Annotated in this window: 20 protein-coding genes and 1 tRNA gene; 14 read left to right on the top strand and 7 right to left on the bottom strand. The window is 70.8% G+C overall.

Features of this window, described 5'->3' with window-relative positions; translation table 11 throughout:
• Positions 1 to 10: 10 nt before the first annotated feature.
• From ACH4YL_RS06785 to ACH4YL_RS06770, 4 genes are read right to left on the bottom strand one after another with little or no spacing between them, the layout of a single operon-like run.
• Positions 11 to 2371, bottom strand: a complete 2361-nt coding sequence (locus ACH4YL_RS06785; RefSeq protein ID WP_398505455.1) for a bpX6 domain-containing protein — start codon at positions 2369 to 2371, stop codon at positions 11 to 13.
• Complete coding sequence (locus ACH4YL_RS06780) at positions 2368 to 4053, bottom strand: hypothetical protein (protein ID WP_398505454.1); 1686 nt, start codon at positions 4051 to 4053, stop codon at positions 2368 to 2370. The genes ACH4YL_RS06785 and ACH4YL_RS06780 overlap by 4 nt, the downstream gene beginning before the upstream one ends.
• A complete protein-coding gene (locus ACH4YL_RS06775) occupies positions 4050 to 4466 on the bottom strand; it encodes a hypothetical protein (RefSeq protein ID WP_398505452.1) in 417 nt (138 codons plus the stop codon). Before ACH4YL_RS06775 ends, ACH4YL_RS06780 begins: the two co-directional genes overlap by 4 nt.
• The gene (locus tag ACH4YL_RS06770; RefSeq protein WP_398505451.1) at positions 4463 to 5623 is read right to left on the bottom strand and encodes an AAA family ATPase; all 1161 of its coding nucleotides are present in this window, start codon (positions 5621 to 5623) and stop codon (positions 4463 to 4465) included. Before ACH4YL_RS06770 ends, ACH4YL_RS06775 begins: the two co-directional genes overlap by 4 nt.
• 114 nt (positions 5624 to 5737) lie before the next feature.
• Between ACH4YL_RS06770 and ACH4YL_RS06765 the strand changes: the two genes are divergently transcribed.
• Both ACH4YL_RS06765 and ACH4YL_RS06760 read left to right on the top strand, forming a co-directional pair.
• Entirely contained in the window at positions 5738 to 6322 is a 585-nt protein-coding gene (locus ACH4YL_RS06765; protein WP_398505450.1) for an HhH-GPD-type base excision DNA repair protein, read from the top strand.
• 201 nt (positions 6323 to 6523) lie between these two features.
• Positions 6524 to 8059: a M28 family metallopeptidase gene (locus ACH4YL_RS06760; RefSeq protein ID WP_398505631.1), complete on the top strand. Its 1536-nt coding sequence runs from the start codon at positions 6524 to 6526 to the stop codon at positions 8057 to 8059.
• Positions 8060 to 8084: 25 nt separating this feature from the next.
• On the opposite strand, the gene ACH4YL_RS06755 is transcribed toward ACH4YL_RS06760, so the two are convergent.
• Complete coding sequence (locus ACH4YL_RS06755) at positions 8085 to 9626, bottom strand: helicase HerA-like domain-containing protein (protein WP_398505449.1); 1542 nt, start codon at positions 9624 to 9626, stop codon at positions 8085 to 8087.
• A 96-nt stretch (positions 9627 to 9722) separates the two neighbouring features.
• On the opposite strand from ACH4YL_RS06755, the gene ACH4YL_RS06750 reads away from it, so the two are divergent.
• Together ACH4YL_RS06750 and ACH4YL_RS06745 are read left to right on the top strand one after the other, a co-directional pair.
• Complete coding sequence (locus ACH4YL_RS06750) at positions 9723 to 10019, top strand: type II toxin-antitoxin system VapB family antitoxin (protein ID WP_003955420.1); 297 nt, start codon at positions 9723 to 9725, stop codon at positions 10017 to 10019.
• 136 nt (positions 10020 to 10155) lie between these two features.
• A complete protein-coding gene (locus tag ACH4YL_RS06745) occupies positions 10156 to 10779 on the top strand; it encodes a LytR C-terminal domain-containing protein (RefSeq protein WP_398505448.1) in 624 nt (207 codons plus the stop codon).
• Between the two features lie 27 nt (positions 10780 to 10806).
• Here the strand turns inward: ACH4YL_RS06745 and upp are convergent, their stop codons facing one another.
• Positions 10807 to 11442 (bottom strand): uracil phosphoribosyltransferase, encoded by a 636-nt coding sequence (upp, locus tag ACH4YL_RS06740; RefSeq protein WP_398505447.1) that lies wholly within the window; start codon positions 11440 to 11442, stop codon positions 10807 to 10809.
• 83 nt (positions 11443 to 11525) lie between these two features.
• Here upp and ACH4YL_RS06735 point away from each other — a divergent pair, with 83 nt between their 5' ends.
• The 9 genes from ACH4YL_RS06735 (at position 11526) to ACH4YL_RS06695 (ending at position 16708) form a co-directional block, all read left to right on the top strand.
• A complete protein-coding gene (locus tag ACH4YL_RS06735; protein WP_398505629.1) occupies positions 11526 to 11711 on the top strand; it encodes a hypothetical protein in 186 nt (61 codons plus the stop codon).
• Between the two features lie 155 nt (positions 11712 to 11866).
• Complete coding sequence (locus ACH4YL_RS06730) at positions 11867 to 12403, top strand: hypothetical protein (protein ID WP_398505446.1); 537 nt, start codon at positions 11867 to 11869, stop codon at positions 12401 to 12403.
• Between the two features lie 74 nt (positions 12404 to 12477).
• Positions 12478 to 12906, top strand: a complete 429-nt coding sequence (tadA, locus tag ACH4YL_RS06725; protein ID WP_398505445.1) for a tRNA adenosine(34) deaminase TadA — start codon at positions 12478 to 12480, stop codon at positions 12904 to 12906.
• 44 nt (positions 12907 to 12950) lie between these two features.
• Positions 12951 to 13035: transfer RNA gene (locus tag ACH4YL_RS06720), tRNA-Ser, on the top strand.
• 217 nt (positions 13036 to 13252) lie between these two features.
• On the top strand, positions 13253 to 13417 hold the full coding sequence (locus ACH4YL_RS06715; protein ID WP_398505444.1) for a hypothetical protein: 165 nt from the start codon (positions 13253 to 13255) through the stop codon (positions 13415 to 13417).
• A gap of 16 nt (positions 13418 to 13433) precedes the next feature.
• The gene (locus tag ACH4YL_RS06710; protein WP_398505443.1) at positions 13434 to 13727 is read left to right on the top strand and encodes a Dabb family protein; all 294 of its coding nucleotides are present in this window, start codon (positions 13434 to 13436) and stop codon (positions 13725 to 13727) included.
• 193 nt (positions 13728 to 13920) lie between these two features.
• Positions 13921 to 14766 (top strand): RNA polymerase sigma factor SigF, encoded by an 846-nt coding sequence (locus ACH4YL_RS06705; protein ID WP_398505442.1) that lies wholly within the window; start codon positions 13921 to 13923, stop codon positions 14764 to 14766.
• A 235-nt stretch (positions 14767 to 15001) separates the two neighbouring features.
• On the top strand, positions 15002 to 15856 hold the full coding sequence (locus ACH4YL_RS06700; protein WP_398505441.1) for an RNA polymerase sigma factor SigF: 855 nt from the start codon (positions 15002 to 15004) through the stop codon (positions 15854 to 15856).
• A gap of 81 nt (positions 15857 to 15937) precedes the next feature.
• Positions 15938 to 16708: a hypothetical protein gene (locus ACH4YL_RS06695; protein WP_398505440.1), complete on the top strand. Its 771-nt coding sequence runs from the start codon at positions 15938 to 15940 to the stop codon at positions 16706 to 16708.
• A 24-nt stretch (positions 16709 to 16732) separates the two neighbouring features.
• On the opposite strand, the gene ACH4YL_RS06690 is transcribed toward ACH4YL_RS06695, so the two are convergent.
• Positions 16733 to 16957 (bottom strand): hypothetical protein, encoded by a 225-nt coding sequence (locus ACH4YL_RS06690; RefSeq protein ID WP_398505439.1) that lies wholly within the window; start codon positions 16955 to 16957, stop codon positions 16733 to 16735.
• Between the two features lie 197 nt (positions 16958 to 17154).
• Here ACH4YL_RS06690 and ACH4YL_RS06685 point away from each other — a divergent pair, with 197 nt between their 5' ends.
• Positions 17155 to 17643, top strand: coding sequence for a MarR family winged helix-turn-helix transcriptional regulator (locus ACH4YL_RS06685; protein ID WP_398505438.1), 489 nt, complete (start codon positions 17155 to 17157; stop codon positions 17641 to 17643).
• The last annotated feature ends 6 nt before the right edge of the window (positions 17644 to 17649 follow it).

Below are 17649 nucleotides of genomic sequence, written 5' to 3'. Positions count from 1 at the left end.
GGGCGGGGCCCTAGCCCAGCCGCGTTCTCAGGTTCGCCACGAGAGCCCGCCGCTCCGCGTCGAGCACCACGATCCTCCCGCTCGCGTCATGCAGCGTGACCAGCTCCCCGAACGCACGCAGCCGCAAGCCGGCCCCGCCCGGGAACGTGACGCTCGCCCACCGGCGCCCGCCCGGCGGCTCGTCGAGCCGGACCGTGCGGCTGTTCTCCGCCGCCACCACCGCCGCCGTCACATCCCCGTCGTACAGCACGTCGACCGTGTCGGCGGGCAGCCGGGGATCCCGCAGCGGGCTCCGGCTCCGCAGCGTGACCGACGGCAGCTCCCACCGCCACACCTCACGCGTCGTCGCACGCCCCGGCACCGCGGACGGCGCGAGGACCACGGCGGTCAGCGAGTCGCCCGTCCGCTCGAGCCGCTCCACGCGGTGGTCGCGGTCGAGTTCGCGCCACAGCGCCCGTGGCTGCTCCGAGCGCGTCTCGACGAAGGCGATGCCGTCCTCGTCGACCACGGTGAGCAGACTTCCGTCGTACGAGGACGCCAGCTCGCGCACCCGCAGGGCCGTCCAGCGCCGGACCCGCCGCGTGGACAGGTCGAGCCGCCAGATGTCCCGTACGTCTGCGTGCTCGGCGACCAGCAGCGCCGTGCCGCCGTGGTCCGCGACGACCAGCCGGTGCGCGGGCACGTCCCAGCGGGCCCTGACCCGGCCGTCCCGCCCGAGCAGCCGTACGCCCAGCTCGCCGTGGGCGGTGAGCAGCGCGTTCGGCGAGAGCGCGACCGCGTCCTCGACCGGAAGGCGGCCCGGCTCGCTCTCGGCGCTCAGATGCAGCGTCGGCCGCTCGCCGAGGTGCGGCAGCTGGGCCAGGTCGGCGCCGAGCAGCGGATCGGCGTGCTTGCGCAGCGACTTGACCAGCTGCGCACGCGCCGCCTTGTCGGTCTCGTGCCGGGCTCCGCGCAGTACGGCACGGAGGGCCGCGCTGCTCAACTCACGTTTCAGGCCCGGCGTTTCCGGCTCGGTGACGCACAGCGTCCGGGCGAAGACGCGCTGGGCGCGCCAGTCCGCCTCGTCCGGGTGCGTGATGGCGAGCAGGGCGCGCGCCTCGTCGAGGTGCGCCGGGTCCGGCCGTCTGGCCAGGGCGTACGCGAGCAGGGCCGGACGGCCCGGAGCCTCGCTGTCCAGCCCCTGGCGGGCCAGCGACACCGCGCCCGGCCGCAGCTCCGGCTCCGGCCAGGCCGCCTCGACCGCGCCCAGGTGGTCGCCCGCCGCATACCGGTCGGCCGACCACGCGAGCCGCAGCCGGAGCGCGTCCCGCTGGTCGAGCGGCCCGAGCCGGTCGATCGCGGCGGCGAAGGCACCGCGCGCCCGGGCCACCTCCAGCGCCCGCTCCCGCTGCCCGGCCCGCCACCACAGCCGTACGACGAGAGCCGGGTCGAGCCCACGTCCGTCGGCCAGTTCGGCCGCCGCCCGTATCCGTCCGTGCCGTTCCAGCAGCGCCGCGGCGTCCTCGGGCAGACCGAGCAGATCGGCCAGCACAAAGGCGGCCTCCTGGATCCGGCCCTCCTTCTCCAGACTCTCCGCGGCCTCGCGGTAGAGGCGTTGCAGATGCCCGTACGAGGAGGAGCCGTACTGGATCACGCCGCCGCCGGAGGTGACGGAGTTGGCCGGCCGCAGCGGGCCCGTCCGGTGGCCGGGCAGCCGCAGTGTCGTACGGCCGCCGGCTCCAGAGCCGGCGAGTGCGACGGCGTCCCGCAGCGCCCGGTCCCAGCTGCGGTCCTCGAACTGCCGGGTGAGCTGCTGGAGATAGCGCTCATGGCGGCCGCGCAGCCAGCCCGCAAGCGGAGAGCGCAGCGCGAGCTGCACCAGCAGGCCGTCGACCGGCTCGTGCCTGTCGTCGGCCGGAGTCGTCATGCCCGCCCGCAGCCGCTGCGCGGACGCGGAGGTCTCGCCGACACCGGCCGTCGCGCGCAGATCGGGCGCGGCTGCGGGCGCGGGCGGCGGCAGCACGACGGCGGGCGCCGGCTCGGGCGGCTCCAGCGGACTGAGCGCGTGGACGGCGTAGTCGTCGAGGTCCAGCCACTGCGCCGGGTCGATCTCGGGCAGCGCGTCCGTGTCGTACGTCCGCGTCTCTCCTGCCCGCGGCACCTCGATCCGGCCCGTCGGCCCGGCGGCGAGCGGCAGGCCGGGCGCGTGCTCGGCGCGCAGGGACATCGGCTCGGCGAAGAGCAGCAGCCAGTCGCCGTCCGGGAGCAGCCGTACGGTCGTGCCGGGCCGCCACAGCTCCAGCACACGGGCGCGCGCCTCCGCCTCGCCGAGCAGAGCGGCGGCGAGCACCAGCGCACGGGCCTCGACACGGCCCCGGAAAGCAGCCGTCACAGCTCGCTCCGCAGCGTCAGCAGCCGGTCGCCGCTCTCCAGGTCGGCCACGTCCACGGTGCCGTTGTCGCGCACGACGGCGAGCAGCGGAAGGCCGGGATGCAGGGCCGGCGGATGCGGAGTGCCGGACCATTTGGTGAGCACCGTGTTGCGTACGGGACCGCGGACACGCAGGAGTTGACCGGCCGCCGAGCGGGTGACCAGATGCGCCTGGCCCTCCAGGACGACGACGCCGAGCGGCTCCTCGCCCTTGTCCGTGCGCTGTACGCAGGTGGCCGGTCCGGTCGGACCGGCGAACCGCCATACGTGACCGGCCCGCGACCTCGCATGCGCACTCCCGGGTCCGAGCACCGCGTGCTCGTCGGTGAAGTCCCTTTCGCCGTCCGGCAGATGGGGCAGAGTCAGTCCGCCCGGTCGCCGCTCCAGCAGCGGTCCGCCGGGCAGCGCGGAGACGATCTCAAGGGCGTCGACGGGCAGATCGTGCCAGGGCAGCCGGTACCACTGGCCGCGCAGGCGGCACAGCATGCCTGCCTCGTCGGCGACGAGCGGCGCGATCGGTTCGCCGGCGAGACCTTCGACATCGGCCGCCCGCTCGATGCCGATGCTCGCGGCCGGCATGCGGTACTCGGCGGCGACCTGCCACGGCTTGCCGATGACATGCGCGTACAGCATGTCTCCGATGAGGCACAGACCGATCAGCCTGCGGTGGTGGTAGCCGACGGCCAGCACCGGCCCCGGGAACTGATGCCTCTTGGGCGGCGCGTTCTCCCGGCCGGGCGCGCTCGGCACCCGTACGGACAGCAGCTCGGCGGGAGACTCCGACCGCATCACCAGCCGGCGGGCGACACCGGGAAAGGCGATATGGCGTACGCCCCGGCCCGTGACGGTGACGGGCGCGGAGGGCCCGCTGCGCCGCCAGCCGCGGCCACGCAGGATCCGTACGGCCGCTTCCGGATCCGGCAGGGCCAGCCGAGCCGTGCGTCCGGCCGCGGTCACCGCGACCTCGGCGGCGCCCTCGTCCGACCAGCCGCTCTCGCGGGTGACCAGCACACGGTGGCGGGTCCTGGTCCGGGCGGCGAGCTGCTCGCTCGCCAGCACCCAGGCCTCGTCCGGGGCGTCGAGCGTCCCGGTCCAGGCATCGATGTCGACGGGGTCGGGCTCTTCGGCGCCGCGTCCGGAGAGCCAGAACTGCAGCAGCTCCGGCAGTTCGCCGTCGCGCCACTGACCGGGCGGTGTGCCGAGCAGACCGAGCAGCAGCCCGGTGCCGCGGGCGGCGGCCCGCCGGTGGGCCACGACGAGCGCGGCGAGCTGCACCAGGCGGGCGGCGCCGAGCTGCGAAGGGCCGGTGTCGGCCAGTACGGCGATCCGGCCGCGGCGTTGTGGCGCACGCCGGGCGGGCGCGAGATGCAGCAGCTCGCGCTGGGCCGCCCGGCGCAGAAACTCCTCGGGCGCCTCCTCCGCCAGCAGCCACTGAGACATCAGCAGACGGTCGGGCGCACCGGCCCTGCTCAGGCCGTCATAGCCGTCGAAGTCCCCCAGGCCGCGGCCGTCTCGGTCGTCGCCGCCGAGCAGCGCGTCGAGGCCGCGGACGAACGGGCCCAGCGCGGTGGCACACCCGAGGTCGAGGACTTCGAGTTCGGCGGCCCAGGGCGCGAGATGCGTCGGAAGGTCCTTGACTGTCACGCCAGTTGCTCCTTCCGTACGGGCCGCCGCGGCACGGGCGCGGACAGCAGATGCCCGGGAAGCAGGGCGAGGAGGGTGTGCGTGTCCGGCACACGGCGGGCGACGGCGTGCGCCACGAGCGCGGCGTCGGGACGGACGGCGAGATGTGCGGGCAGCAGCAGGCCGGAGTCCATGCCGAGCCAGTGAACGCCGTCGGCCCACGGCAGATCGGCTCCGGCCGGGTCGTCGGACAGCACGATCAGCCAGCCGTCGTCCGCGCGCGCGGCACGCAGCCGGGACGTACGGCCGTCGTCCAGACCGTCGCGCACGGCATCGGCGAGAGCACGGGCGGCGGCTCCCTGCGCGGCGGCGGCGACGGCCGGGAGCGGCGGCTCACGCGGGGTCCAACGAGGGGCGAACGCGGCGTCGTTCACGGTGAGGCGACCGCGGCGACCAGCAACTCCCGCACCACACGCAGCCGCTCCGGCAGGCCGTCGGCCGCGAACGACGCGTCGATCTCGCGCAGCGTCGCCTCCAGCCGCAGCCGCTCGTCCCGCGGATGCGGCGGCAGGCCGAGCCCGGCGAGAAGGGTGCCGCCGGTGCGCGCGAGCCGTTCGGCGCGGGCGAGCGGGCCACGGCTGAGCTCCTCGGCGGCGTGCAGCAGGCTCTGGTTGCGCGAGGTGCCGAGCAGGTCGACGAGGGTGTCGCGGGCCAGCGCCTGAGTGTCCGCGGTGGGCGCGACGAGCGGCAGCACCCACAGATCGGCCTCGGTGGCGGCGTCCCGGCCGTCGAGCACGGCCGCGGCGGCGACCAGCCGCTGGCTGCGTACGGCACGGCGGTCAGTGAGCGGCACACCGGCCGCGCGCAGCCTGCGTACGGCGGTGGCGAGAGAGGGACGTATCGCCGTCAGATCGCAGCCGCGCGCGGCGGCCGCGAGCCGGTCGATCACCGGCAGGAGGTTCCCGGGCGTTCCGGCGGATTTGCCGATGCCGCCCCAGCCGGACTCCAGCAGCTCTTCGAGCCGGGCGTCGGCGACGGGCTCGACGAAGACACGGGCCAGGAACCGGTCGGCGAAGGCTTCGAGGGCCGGGTCGTCGGGGAGGGTGTTGGCCGCGCCGACACAGACCCGCAGCGGCACGTCGACGGCGGTGCTGCCACGCCGGAAGGACCGTTCGTTCAACAGCCCCAGCAGCGTGTTGAGAATGGCGGTGGAGCCGAGGAACACCTCGTCCAGGAAGGCGACATCGGCCTCCGGCAGCATTCCGGAGGTCTCCACCTCGACGACGCCCTCGCGCAGCCTGCGCAGGTCGATCGGCCCGAACAGCTCGTTGGGCTCGGTGAAGCGCCCGAGGATGTACTCGAAGAGCCGCCCGCCGAGCCGGTGCGAGACCCGGCGTACGGCCTCCGACTTGGCTGTGCCGGGAGGCCCGATCACCAGCAGATGCTCGCCCGCCACCGCGCAGAGGACGACGGCCTCGGTGACGATCTCGCGATCGACGAGCCCGGCACGGGCGGCGGCGGCGGCCTCGCGGACAGCCTGGGCGTCCTCCTGCACGAGTGCCGGAAGGGGCGAAAGGGTCTCTTCGATCACATGCGCGAGTGTATGAGCGGGACAATGCCCGGAGCACCTGGATTCTCCGGGCTTCCCGCTCCCAGGACGCCCCTTTCACTGGCGGCGCACCCACCGCCGCGCGATCATCGTGGCATGGCCACGATTCATCTCGCCCAGCAGTCCGAGGCCGACGAACTGCTCGGCCGCAGTCCGCTCGCCGCGCTCGTCGGGATGCTGCTCGACCAGCAGGTGCCCATGGAGTGGGCGTTCTCCGGGCCCTACACCATCGCGCAGCGGATGGGCAGCGACGATCTGGACGCCGCCGCGATCGCCGCGTACGACCCCGACGCCTTCGCCGAGGTGCTGAAAGAGAAGCCCGCCGTCCACCGCTACCCGGGCAACATGGCCAAGCGCGTGCAGGTGCTGTGTCAGTACCTGGTCGACGAGTACGGCGGTGACGCGAGCGCCGTGTGGCGGGATGTGGCCGACGGCAAGGAGCTGCTGGCGCGGCTGAAGGCGCTGCCCGGGTTCGGCGAGCAGAAGGCGAAGATCTTTCTGGCGCTGCTGGGCAAGCAGTTCGACGTGCAGCCGGAGGGCTGGCGGGAGGCGGCGGGGGCGTACGGCGAAAAGGGCTCGTTCCGGTCGGCCGCCGACATCACCGGGCCCGAGTCGCTGGCCAAGGTGCGGGCGCACAAGCAGGAGATGAAGCGGGCGGCGAAGGCGGAGAAAGGCGGCTGACCTCGGCGAGGGTGCTCGGCGCGGCGCTCGGTGTGGGCGCTCGGCGTGTTGAAGTGGAGTGATCACGTCCTGGTGTCAATGCGATGAAATGCGGCGTGAGTTGCGGCACAACCGTTCACAGAAGTCTGGGACATCGCTAACTTCCCCTCAACCTCGTTCACACCGGGAAGGAACTCTGTGAAGGCAACCCGTCGCAGAGCCGTGGCCACTCTGGCCGCAGCCGCAATCGCCACCCCGCTCCTGCTGGCATCCGCCTCCCCTGCCGCCGCCCACCGCCCCGCTCCTGGTGAGCAAGCGGCGAAAGATGCGTCGAAGCTGGCGAAGAAGCTGGTCGGCAAGGCGTCCGCCACGGACGCACACAAGCACCTGAAGAAGTTCCAGCAGATAGCCGACTCGACCGGCGGCAACCGCGCCGCCGGCACCCTCGGACACGACGCCTCCGCCGCGTACGTCTACCAGCAGCTGAAGAAGTACGGCTACAACGTCTCGTACCAGCAGTTCGACTTCATCTACACCGAGACGCTGGCCGAGAAGCTCTCCGTGATCACGCCCGCGCCGCGCGATGTCGAGATCAAGGCGATGACGTACACCAAGTCCACTCCGGTGGGCGGCATCAAGGCCGACCTGGCCGCCGTGCCGGTGGACGCCACCCCGGGCTGCGAGCCCACCGACTACGCCACCGGGAACTTCACCGGCAAGATCGCGCTGATCAAGCGCGGCGGCTGCACCTTCGCCGCGAAGCAGGACGCCGCGGCAGTCGCGGGCGCGGTCGGCGCGGTCATCTACAACAACACCGACGGCGCGCTCTCCGGCACCCTCGGCGACCCGGCCGCCGGCAAGATACCCACCGGCGGAGTCACCCTGGCCGAGGGCAACAAGCTCGCAGCGGACGTCGCCGCCGGTCCGGTCAACATCTCGTTCGAGATTCGCGAGCTGCAGCAGAAGCGCTCCACCAACAACGTCATCGCGGAGACCCGCGGCGGCAACGCCGCCAACACCGTGATGCTCGGCTCGCACCTCGACTCGGTCGTCGCGGGCCCCGGCATCAACGACAACGGCTCCGGCTCCGCCGGTCTGCTGGAGGTCGCCGAGGAGCTGGCCAAGGCGGAGAAGCGGCCGGCCAACAAGGTCCGCTTCGCCTGGTGGTCGGCGGAGGAGCTGGGCCTGCTCGGCTCGGAGCACTACGTCGCGAACATGAGCAGCCTCGACCGCAAAGAGGTGAAGCTCTATCTCAACTTCGACATGATCGCCTCGCCGAACTACGGGCTCTTCGTCTACGACGGCGACGACTCGGACGGCGTCGGCGCGGGCCCCGGCCCGGCCGGCTCGGCACAACTCGAGCGCGACATCAACGAGTTCCTCGACAAGCGGGGCACGCCGCACGAGGGCACTGACTTCACCGGCCGCTCCGACTACGGCCCGTTCATCGAGGTCGGCATCCCGTCCGGCGGCACGTTCACCGGCGCGGAGGGCATCAAGACGGCGGCCCAGGCGGCGAAGTTCGGCGGCACGGCGGGAGTCGCGTACGACGTGAACTACCACGCGGCCGGCGACAACCTGAGCAACATCAACATGACGGCGTTCACCGCCAACATCGGCATCATCGCCAACGCGGTGGGCACCTACACCCACGACCTCAGTTCGCTGAACAAGCCCGTTGTCACCGTCCCGACGGACGGCGACGCGGGCAGCGGCGGCGGCCTGCACGACGGCCACGACCACGAAGTGACCGAGTAGTTCCGCGCCAGGCCCGCCGCCGGAGCTATCTCCGGCGGCGGGCCGTGCCGAAGAGCGAGCGGGAGATCTCGCGGCCGACCTGCGTGCCGATCGAGCGCGCCAGCGACTTGAAGATCCCGCTGCCCATCACCTGCTCCGCCAGCGACTCGTCCTTCCGGGCAGCCCCGGCAGGACGCGCAGGCTCGGCCTCCCGCGCGGCGGCCTCGGAAGCCGCGGCGGCCTCCGCCGTGAGCTTCTCGTACGCCGACTCGCGGTCCACCGCCTCGGCATAGCGCCCGTGCAGCTCCGACGCCTTCACCGCGGCCTCCAGCTCCGCCGCGTCGATCGGCCCCATCAAGGACTGCGGCGCGCGCAGCCTCGTCGCAGCGACCGGCGTCGGCGCGCCCGTGTCGCTCAGCACGGTGATCACCGCCTCGCCGGTCCCGAGCCCGGTCAGCACCTCTTCCAGGTCGTACGGCGAGTTCGGGAAGGTCTTCACCGTCGCCTTCAGCGCCTTGGCGTCGTCCGGCGTGAACGCGCGCAGCGCGTGCTGCACCCGGTTGCCGAGCTGCGCCAGCACATCGGACGGCACGTCCTTCGGCGTCTGCGTGACGAAGAACCCGCCGACCCCTTTCGAGCGAATCAGCCGCACGGTCTGGGTGATCGAGTCCAGGAACGCCTTCGACGCCCCGTTGAAGAGCAGATGCGCCTCGTCGAAGAAGAAGACCAGCTTCGGCTTCTCCACATCGCCGACCTCCGGCAGATCGCCGAAGAGGTCCGCCAGCAGCCACATCAGGAACGTCGAGAACAGCTGCGGCTTGTCCTGCACGGCCGGCAGTTCCAGTACGGACACGAGCCCGCGCCCGTCCGGCGCCGTACGCAGCAGCTCAGCCGTGTCGAACTCCGGCTCGCCGAAGAAACCGCTCACGCCCTGCTGCTCGAAGGCGGTGATCGACCGCAGGATCACCCCCGCCGTCGCGGTCGAGAGGCCGCCGACGTTCTTCAGCTCCGCCTTGCCGGTGTCGGACACCAGGAAGGCCACCACGGCCCGCAGATCCTTGAGATCCACCAGCTCGAGGCCCTTGGAGTCGGCGTAGTGGAAGATCAGCCCGAGCGACTGCTCCTGCGTCTGGTTGAGCTGGAGCACCTTGGACAGGAGCACGGGTCCGAAGCTGGTGACGGTCGCGCGGACCGGGATTCCGGGGCCGATGCCGCCGAGCCCGTAGAACTCGCACGGAAAGCCTTTGGCCTCCCACTCCTGGCCGACCTGCCCGGCCCGCTCCTGGACCTTTTCGTTCGCCCGGCCGGGCGCCGAGATCCCGGACACGTCGCCCTTGATGTCGGCGAGAAAGACGGGCACGCCGTTCGTGGAGAGCTGTTCGGCGATCAGCTGCAGCGTCTTGGTCTTTCCGGTGCCGGTCGCGCCGGCGACCAGGCCGTGCCGGTTGAGCATGGACAGCGGGATACGGATCTTCGCGTCGGGATGGCACTGACCGTCCCAGAGCAATGCGCCGAGGTCGAGAGCCGCGCCGGTGAGGGCGTATCCGGAGGCGATCTCCTGCGCGGGCTGCGGCAACCGCTCGGCCATAAGAGTCCCCTGGTTTCCGGTTTGCGTAATTTTGCCCAGAATCGCACTCGCTCGCCATGGCTGCGCCCGGAGCCGCTTGACCGGTAGGCTTTCCGTGTGATCTTCAAGCGCATCGGTAACGGGCGGCCGTATCCCGACCACGGCCGGGAAAGCACCCGGCAGTGGGCGGATGTCGCGCCGCGCCCGGTCCGCCTCGATCAGCTCGTCACCACCAAGGGCCAGCTCGATCTCGAAACGCTGCTCGCCGAGGACTCCACGTTCTACGGCGACCTCTTCGCGCATGTCGTGAAGTGGCAGGGCGACCTCTATCTGGAGGACGGTCTGCACCGCGCCGTGCGCGCCGCGCTGCAGCAGCGCCAGGTGCTGCACGCCCGGGTGCTCGAGCTGGGCTGAGCGGCCACCACGGACTTCCGCGTCGCACTCCCCGAACGACCCTTCACTGACCCGTTCGGGCACATTCACGGCCGTACGGACGCAATCGGTTGATCGTTTAGTAGTGCTTGGCACTGGGTCGCATTACGCTGCGCCCATGAGCATGCTGACTCCCCCCGGCATGGGCGGAAAGTACCGCATCACGGGCTCCAAGTACCCGCGGATGCGACGCCCTCGCAACCGCCGCAGGATCGTATTTGCGGTGATCGCCGCGGCGGTCGCACTCAGCCTGGCCGGCTGGGGAACACTGCAGCTCATCGACGTCTTCACCGGCGACGAGAAGCAGACGACAGCCGCCGGCAAGACGGACTGCAAGCCCGCGCCGAAGCCCTCGGCCGTGCCTCTGGTGACGCTGAAGCCGAGCCAGATCACGGTGAACGTCTACAACGCGACTCCGCGCGGCGGACTCGCCAAGGCCGCGGCCGACGAACTGAAGAAACGTGGCTTCGCAATCGGCAAGGTCGGCAACGCGCCGGCCGCGTACGACAAGAAGGTCGCGGGCCCCGGAATGCTGCTCGGCGCGCCGTCGGCGTCCAAGGGACCGTTCTCGGTTCTGGGAACGCAGCTGAAGGGCGCCACGACCAAGACGGACGCACGCAAGACCGCGGACGTGGACCTGATCCTCGGCACCGCGTTCACCGCGCTGACGGCAAAGCCGGACGCGGACGCCGCACTCGCGATCCTCGCGCGCCCGGCACCCGCGCCTTCCGGAAAGTGCTGAACCTCGGGTAAGGGGGCTGCGCGGGTGCTACTCCGCCGCGCCGTACATGCGGTCGCCCGCGTCGCCCAGGCCCGGGACGATGTAGCCGCGCTCGTTCAGGCGCTCGTCGACCGCCGCCGTGACGACCGTGACCGGCGTCCCCGCCAGTTCGCGCTCCATCACCTCGACGCCCTCCGGCGCCGCAAGCAGCACGACCGCGGTCACATCGTCCGCGCCGCGCTTGATCAGCTCGCGGATCGCCGCGACCAGCGTGCCGCCGGTGGCCAGCATCGGGTCCAGGACGTACACCTGGCGGCCGGAGAGGTCCTCCGGCATCCGGGTCGCGTACGTCGAGGCCTCCAGCGTCTCCTCGTTGCGGATCATGCCGAGGAAGCCCACTTCGGCGGTCGGCAGCAGCCGCACCATGCCGTCGAGCATGCCGAGGCCGGCCCGCAGGATCGGTACGACCAGCGGCCGCGGGTGCGAGAGCTTGACGCCCGTCGTCCCGGTCACCGGGGTCTTGATGTCCACCAGTTCGGTGCGCACGTCCCTGGTGGCCTCGTAGGCGAGCAGGGTGACCAGCTCGTCGGCGAGGCGCCGGAAGGTCGGGGAGTCGGTGCGCTGATCGCGCAGCGTGGTGAGTTTGTGCGCCACCAGAGGGTGGTCGACAACGTGGATCCGCATGCGCTCAACAGTAGCCCGGGGTGGCATCGGGAACGGTTCCGGAGGGAAGGTAGGTGCGTACGGATCCTTGGGGTGGTGTGGCGATGCCGGAGCCCGAGCAGTACGAGATAGCGAGCGAAACCGAGAGCGATGCGGAGCGCAGGCGCCGCCGCGCCCAGTTCCTCCGCGAACTCAATGAGGCGAAGGCGCTGCGCGACCGCGTACAGCCCCGCAGGGCCCGGGCGGCAAGGATGCGCCAGCAGATGCGCATGCGGACCTTCCGCTGGTAGCGGGCACCTCGTAAAAGGTCCTTGTAAGAACTGATGGCCGACGCAACGACGGAAGACCTCTCGCAAAGCCCTGGTTTCTGCCACGATTCCGAGTGGGCGGGGCACAGAGCAGCGCACCGCCGGTCGTCACACCTCTGATCAGTGGGAGAGTCACGGTGTACTTCGCCGCACTGCTCGCGCGCACTCATGACGGGTGGCTAGCGAGCGACACAGAGCTCGACGATGTGGAGACCTTGTCGGATCTGACCGACCTGGCCCGCGAAGCCTCGGTGGACGAGGACACGGTGCTCGTCTTCATCGAGCAGGAGGACGCCTGGTTCGGCGTCGTCCGCGTGGAGGGCGAGGAGGATCCTCGTATCTACGTCTCGGACGCGGCCGCGGCCGCACGCTCCTCGTACGGGGAGATCCTCACCAACGAACTGCTCGGCAGGGACGATGACGACCCGGCCGACGACCTCGACACGCTGGACCTCGACGGCACCGAAGACGGGGAGCCGGACGACGACAGCGACGACGAGGACGCCGACTCCGGCACGGCCGCCGAGACGGTGCCCGCAGGCCCGGTCGGCGACCGGGACATCCTGATGGATCTCGGCCTCTCGGAGAAGGAGCTGCTGGCACTGGACACCGACGCACTGCTGGAGATCGCGGACGCGCTGGGCGCCGCCGACGTGCTGGAGACCGTCCGCTAGTGACGGGAACGGCATCCGGTCGCGTACCGCCGGCCCATGGGCACGACCCGGTACGCGACCCCTGGGAGGCGCCGATGCGTCTCGCCCTGGCGGAGGCGGAGCGCGCGGCGCTGTCCGGCGATGTGCCGGTCGGTGCCGTCGTGCTGGCGCGCGACGGCACGGTGCTCGCCTCGGGGCACAACGAACGCGAGGCGACCGGCGACCCGACGGCGCATGCCGAGGTGCTGGCGATCCGCAGGGCGGCGGCGGAGCTCGGCAGTTGGCGGCTGACCGGCTGCACACTCGTCGTCACGCTGGAGCCGTGCACGATGTGCGCCGGCGCGATCGTGCAGTCCCGGGTGGACCGGGTGGTCTACGGCGCGCGGGACGAGAAGGCGGGCGCGGCCGGCTCCGTGTGGGACGTCATACGGGACCGGCGGCTCAACCACCGGCCGGAGGTCGTCCTCGGCGTGCTGGAGCAGGAGTGCGCGAGGATGCTGACGGCCTTCTTCCGCGAGCGCTGATACGGATTTCATCGCATGGCCCACCTTGGGCTAAGCTCTCTCCCGGTAGCGTGTCCGAGCGGCCGAAGGAGCTCGCCTCGAAAGCGAGTGTGGCGCAAGTCACCGAGGGTTCAAATCCCTCCGCTACCGCTCTTGTGGAAGGGCCCCGGCGCATCGCGCCGGGGCCCTTCCGCTTGTCCGCAGACTGTCCGCAGACTGTCCTGGGGCACGCGAAGAAGAAGCGGAGAAGAAGCTCCGCAAAAGGCCCCGATGGCCGGGCCCTTGGCCGTCAAGGGCTCGGTTAGACTCACGCCCGCCTGCACGATCGAGCCACAGGGGCCAAGAATCGCAGGGGAGGCAGGGGCTGATGGTGCAAACGAAGAAGATAGCTCTCTATGTGGTCGTCGTCTTCGTGCTGTACACGATCATCACGTCCCCGGCCAAGGCCGCCGACCTGGTCCAGATAGGGTTCGAGGGCATATCGAGCGCCGCTCAGGGCGTCGGCGAGTTCATGACCGAGATCGTCAATTAGCAGCGGGAGCACCCCCTTGATCCGCCATCTGGTCCTCTTGAAGCTCAACGAGGGTGTCGAGCGCGACGAGCCGCGTGTGGTCGCCGGCGCGCAGGCCTTCCGGGAGCTCGACGGGCTCGTGCCCGAGCTGGAGTTCTGGGAGTGCGCCTGGAACATCACGGACCGGCCGATCGCGTACGACTTCGCGATCAACTCCGCGGTCGCCGACCGCGATGCGCTGCAGCGGTATCTGGAGCATCCGGCCCATCAGGCGGCCGCGGCACAGTGGCGCGAGTTCGCCACGTGGGTGATCGCGGACTACGAGTTCTGACAGCCCCGCCCCCTGTTCTTCCGGCCCCTCGCCACTACGGCGGGGGGTTTTTGAGGTTTATGGCTCAACTTGCCTTCAACACGGAGTTATCAGGTGCTTGCACACAGTGGACATGTCTTGTGATGCTATGACCGCTTTTGACGGATGAGTGGACCGAAGTTGACCGCGTTGACCGCGAAGGGGTGGCGTGACCGTGCCGGCCAGTACTGCGCCTCAGGTGCCGCCCCAGAACGAGCGGCCGGACGACCCTCCTGCGAACGCCGCCAGACCACAGAGCCGAGGCGCCGACACCCGGGCGCTCACCCAGGTGCTCTTCGGTGAGCTCAAGGCGCTCGAGCCGGGCACCAAGGAACACTCCCGGGTGCGTGGGGCGCTGATCGAAGCCAACCTGCCGCTGGTGCGTTACGCCGCCGCCCGCTTCCGCTCCCGCAACGAGCCGATGGAGGATGTGGTCCAGGTCGGCACGATCGGGCTCATCAACGCGATCGACCGCTTCGACCCGGACCGCGGGGTCCAGTTCCCGACGTTTGCGATGCCAACGGTCGTCGGAGAGATCAAACGGTACTTCCGGGACAACGTACGGACCGTCCATGTGCCGCGCCGGCTGCACGAGCTGTGGGTGCAGGTCAACGGCGCGACCGAGGATCTGACGACGGCTCACGGCCGCTCCCCGACGACCGCCGAGATCGCCGAGCGGCTGAAGATCGGCGAGGACGAGGTACTGGCCTGCATCGAGGCCGGCCGTTCGTACCACGCGACGTCACTGGAGGCGGCCCAGGAGGGCGACGGGCTGCCGGGGCTGCTGGACCGGCTCGGCTACGAGGACCCGGCGCTGGCCGGAGTCGAGCACCGCGATCTCGTACGCCATCTCCTCGTGCAGCTGCCCGAAAGGGAGCAACGGATCCTGATGCTGCGCTACTACAGCAATCTGACGCAGTCACAGATCAGCCAGGAGCTGGGTGTCTCGCAGATGCATGTGTCAAGACTTCTGGCGAGAAGCTTCGCCCGATTGCGATCCGCAAACAGGATCGAGGCGTAGCTGGAACGGGTAGACCTCGAACGGCCCATTTCAGCGCGCCAAAAACCGCACACCCCCAGATTCCTGGGCAGTTTGGCCCGATACTTGTCGACATGTCACTACAGCGTGTTGCCGACATGTGACATTCTGCCGGAGGCGCGTTTGCCGCAGCCTCGCGGCCGGTATTTCAGGTGCAGGCTGCGTTCCTCCGATGGTCGCGGCCACCGCGACCGTCCGCGAACCTCAAGGGGGTGGCATGTCCGCAGAACAGGGCAGCTCGAAGGTGCTTACGCTCACCAAGAGCGCTCCCGCACCTGTCACGCCTGACAGCTCGGAAGCCATCGACACGCGCACTCTTTCCCGCTCCCTGTTCCTGCGGCTCCGCGCGCTGGACGACCAAGGGACCGGCGACAGCCCGGAGCGCACCTATGTGCGCGACACCCTCATCGAGCTCAATCTGCCTCTCGTCCGGTACGCAGCGGCCCGGTTCCGCAGCCGGAACGAGCCGATGGAGGACATCATCCAGGTCGGCACGATCGGCCTGATCAAGGCGATCGACCGGTTCGACTGCGAACGGGGCGTGGAATTCCCGACGTTCGCGATGCCGACGGTCGTCGGCGAGATCAAGCGCTTCTTCCGCGACACCTCATGGTCGGTGCGCGTGCCGCGCCGGCTCCAGGAGCTGCGGCTCGCGCTCACCAAGGCCAGCGACGAGCTGGCGCAGCGCCTCGACCGCTCGCCGACCGTGCCCGAACTGGCGGTGGTGCTCGGGGTGTCCGAGGAGGACGTGGTCGACGGACTCGCCGTCGGCAATGCCTATACGGCCTCCTCGCTGGACTCCCCGTCGCCCGAGGACGACGGCGGCGAGGGCTCCCTGGCGGACCGTCTGGGGTACGAGGACAGTGCGCTGGAGGGCGTGGAGTACCGCGAGTCGCTCAAGCCGCTGCTGGCCAAACTCCCGCCCCGCGAGCGGCAGATCATCATGCTCCGCTTCTTCGCCAACATGACGCAGTCGCAGATCGGCGAGGAGGTCGGCATCTCGCAGATGCATGTCTCCCGCCTGCTGACCCGTACGCTCGCGCAGCTGCGGGACGGCCTGATCGCGGACTGAGCCCGGTAGCCCCGGCCTGATCCGACCGACACCCCTGCGGCCGGGGTTCCTTATTGACGATGCGTCAGACACACTGGCGCGATGCGACGACGTCAAGGAGCAGCGGCTCTCGCGGCGGCGGCACTCTGCTTCGGCGGGGCGCTGACCGCGTGCGGGAGCGGTGGCGGCGACGGCTATGTGGCGGTCGGCGCCGCCGGGTCGGGGCCCGAGGAGGCTCCTACGGCCGCGGTACCGCCGAAGGGCAAAGTAGTCCTCGTGCCGCTGGACGGCGCCGCGCCGCCCGACGGCCCGGCGGGGAGGCCGTCGGGCAGCGGCACGACTGCGCCGGGAGGCGAGCTGCCGGCTGTCCCCGGCGGCGGCGGTACGAGTGGTGGTACGGGATCCACGGCCGGCGGGACGGGAGGCTCGGGCGGCGGGTCGGAGGGCTCGGACGGTTCGGGCACCACCGGCGGCTCGGGCGGCACACCCGCCACGCCGACCACACCCGGCACCGGCACCACACCGACGACACCGCCCGCGCAGACTCCCGGGCAACCGCCCGCCGGACCGGCGCTTCTCACTCTCACCGAGCCGATCCGGTCCGCGCTGGAACAGCGCTGGTGCGAGAAGGTGACCGTGGAGTTCCGCAACACCGGCGGTTCGCCCGTGACTTCGGGCACCGTCACGTTCGCGACGCACATCATCGGCCTGCTCGGCATCGACTGGGCGACCGTCGAGTCCGCTCAGCCGCTGCCCGCGCCGATCCCCGCGGGATCGGCGAAGAAGCAGGCGTACACCGTGTGCGTGGACGCCTGGCGCGTACCCCTGGGCATGCACATCGAGACCCAGGACGTCAGCGCCGTCTGGAAGTGATCCGCCCTACGGGACGGGCGAGGCTCAGGAGAGAGCGAGCCAGGCGACCGCGCCGAGGATCGCGATGACCGCGACGACTCCGACGATCAGCCCGACGCGCGGACCGGACTGCGCGGGGGCCGCCGCGGCCCGGCCGCTCTGCTGGGGCGCGCCTTCGTCGACGAAGGCGCGGAACATCTGGGTGCTGCCCGCCGGGTCGTAGTTGCCCTCGGGGCCCTGACCTTGGGGAGCGTGGGGGTTGTGTGCCATGGGTCAGGACCCTAGCGAACCGGGGTGCACGGCCCAACCCCCGGTAGGCAGCAGATGACCCCGGTAGCGCGCCATGACCGGAGGCATGCGAAGCCTTTTGGGTTCCTTTACTACTGCAAGCCCGCTTTTCGTTTGCCTTCAGCAACCAACGGCTTTTATGGTTGCCCTAAGCAACAAGATGCTGGGAGGGACAGGCCGTGGCGGCAAGAAGTCAGTACGCGGAACTGGCCCGTCAGCTCAGCGCGATCGGCGCGGTGAAACGCGGGCTCGCCCGGATGCTGCCCGCCGAGTGCCCGTCCGGCTCGGCAGCCGTACTCACCCTGCTCGACCGGAACGGCGAGATGCGCATCAGCAGGCTCGCCGAGCTGCTCTCCGTCGACATGTCCGTGACCAGCAGGCATGTCGCCCATGCGGCGGAGCGCGGCTGGATCGAGCGGCTGCCGGACCCGGGCGACAAGCGCTCCCGCATCCTGCGGCTGACCCCCGCGGGCCTCGACATGCTCGACGAGCTCGCGCGGCGGACGACCGACATGTTCGCCCGCAACCTCAAGGACTGGTCCGACGACGAAGTCGGACAGCTGATCGTGATGCTCGCCCGCCTGCGGGAGTCCTTCGGAGACTGCCGGGCGCACCACCACGAAGAGCCGCACCCCCACTCCCGTACACCCGCGACACCCGCGCAATGACACGTA

Source organism: Streptomyces sp. NPDC020681 (genome assembly GCF_044334895.1).
Taxonomy (GTDB): domain Bacteria; phylum Actinomycetota; class Actinomycetes; order Streptomycetales; family Streptomycetaceae; genus Streptomyces.
The sequence above is the reverse complement of the archived record's forward strand: the minus strand, read 5'-3'. Positions and strand labels throughout refer to the sequence as shown.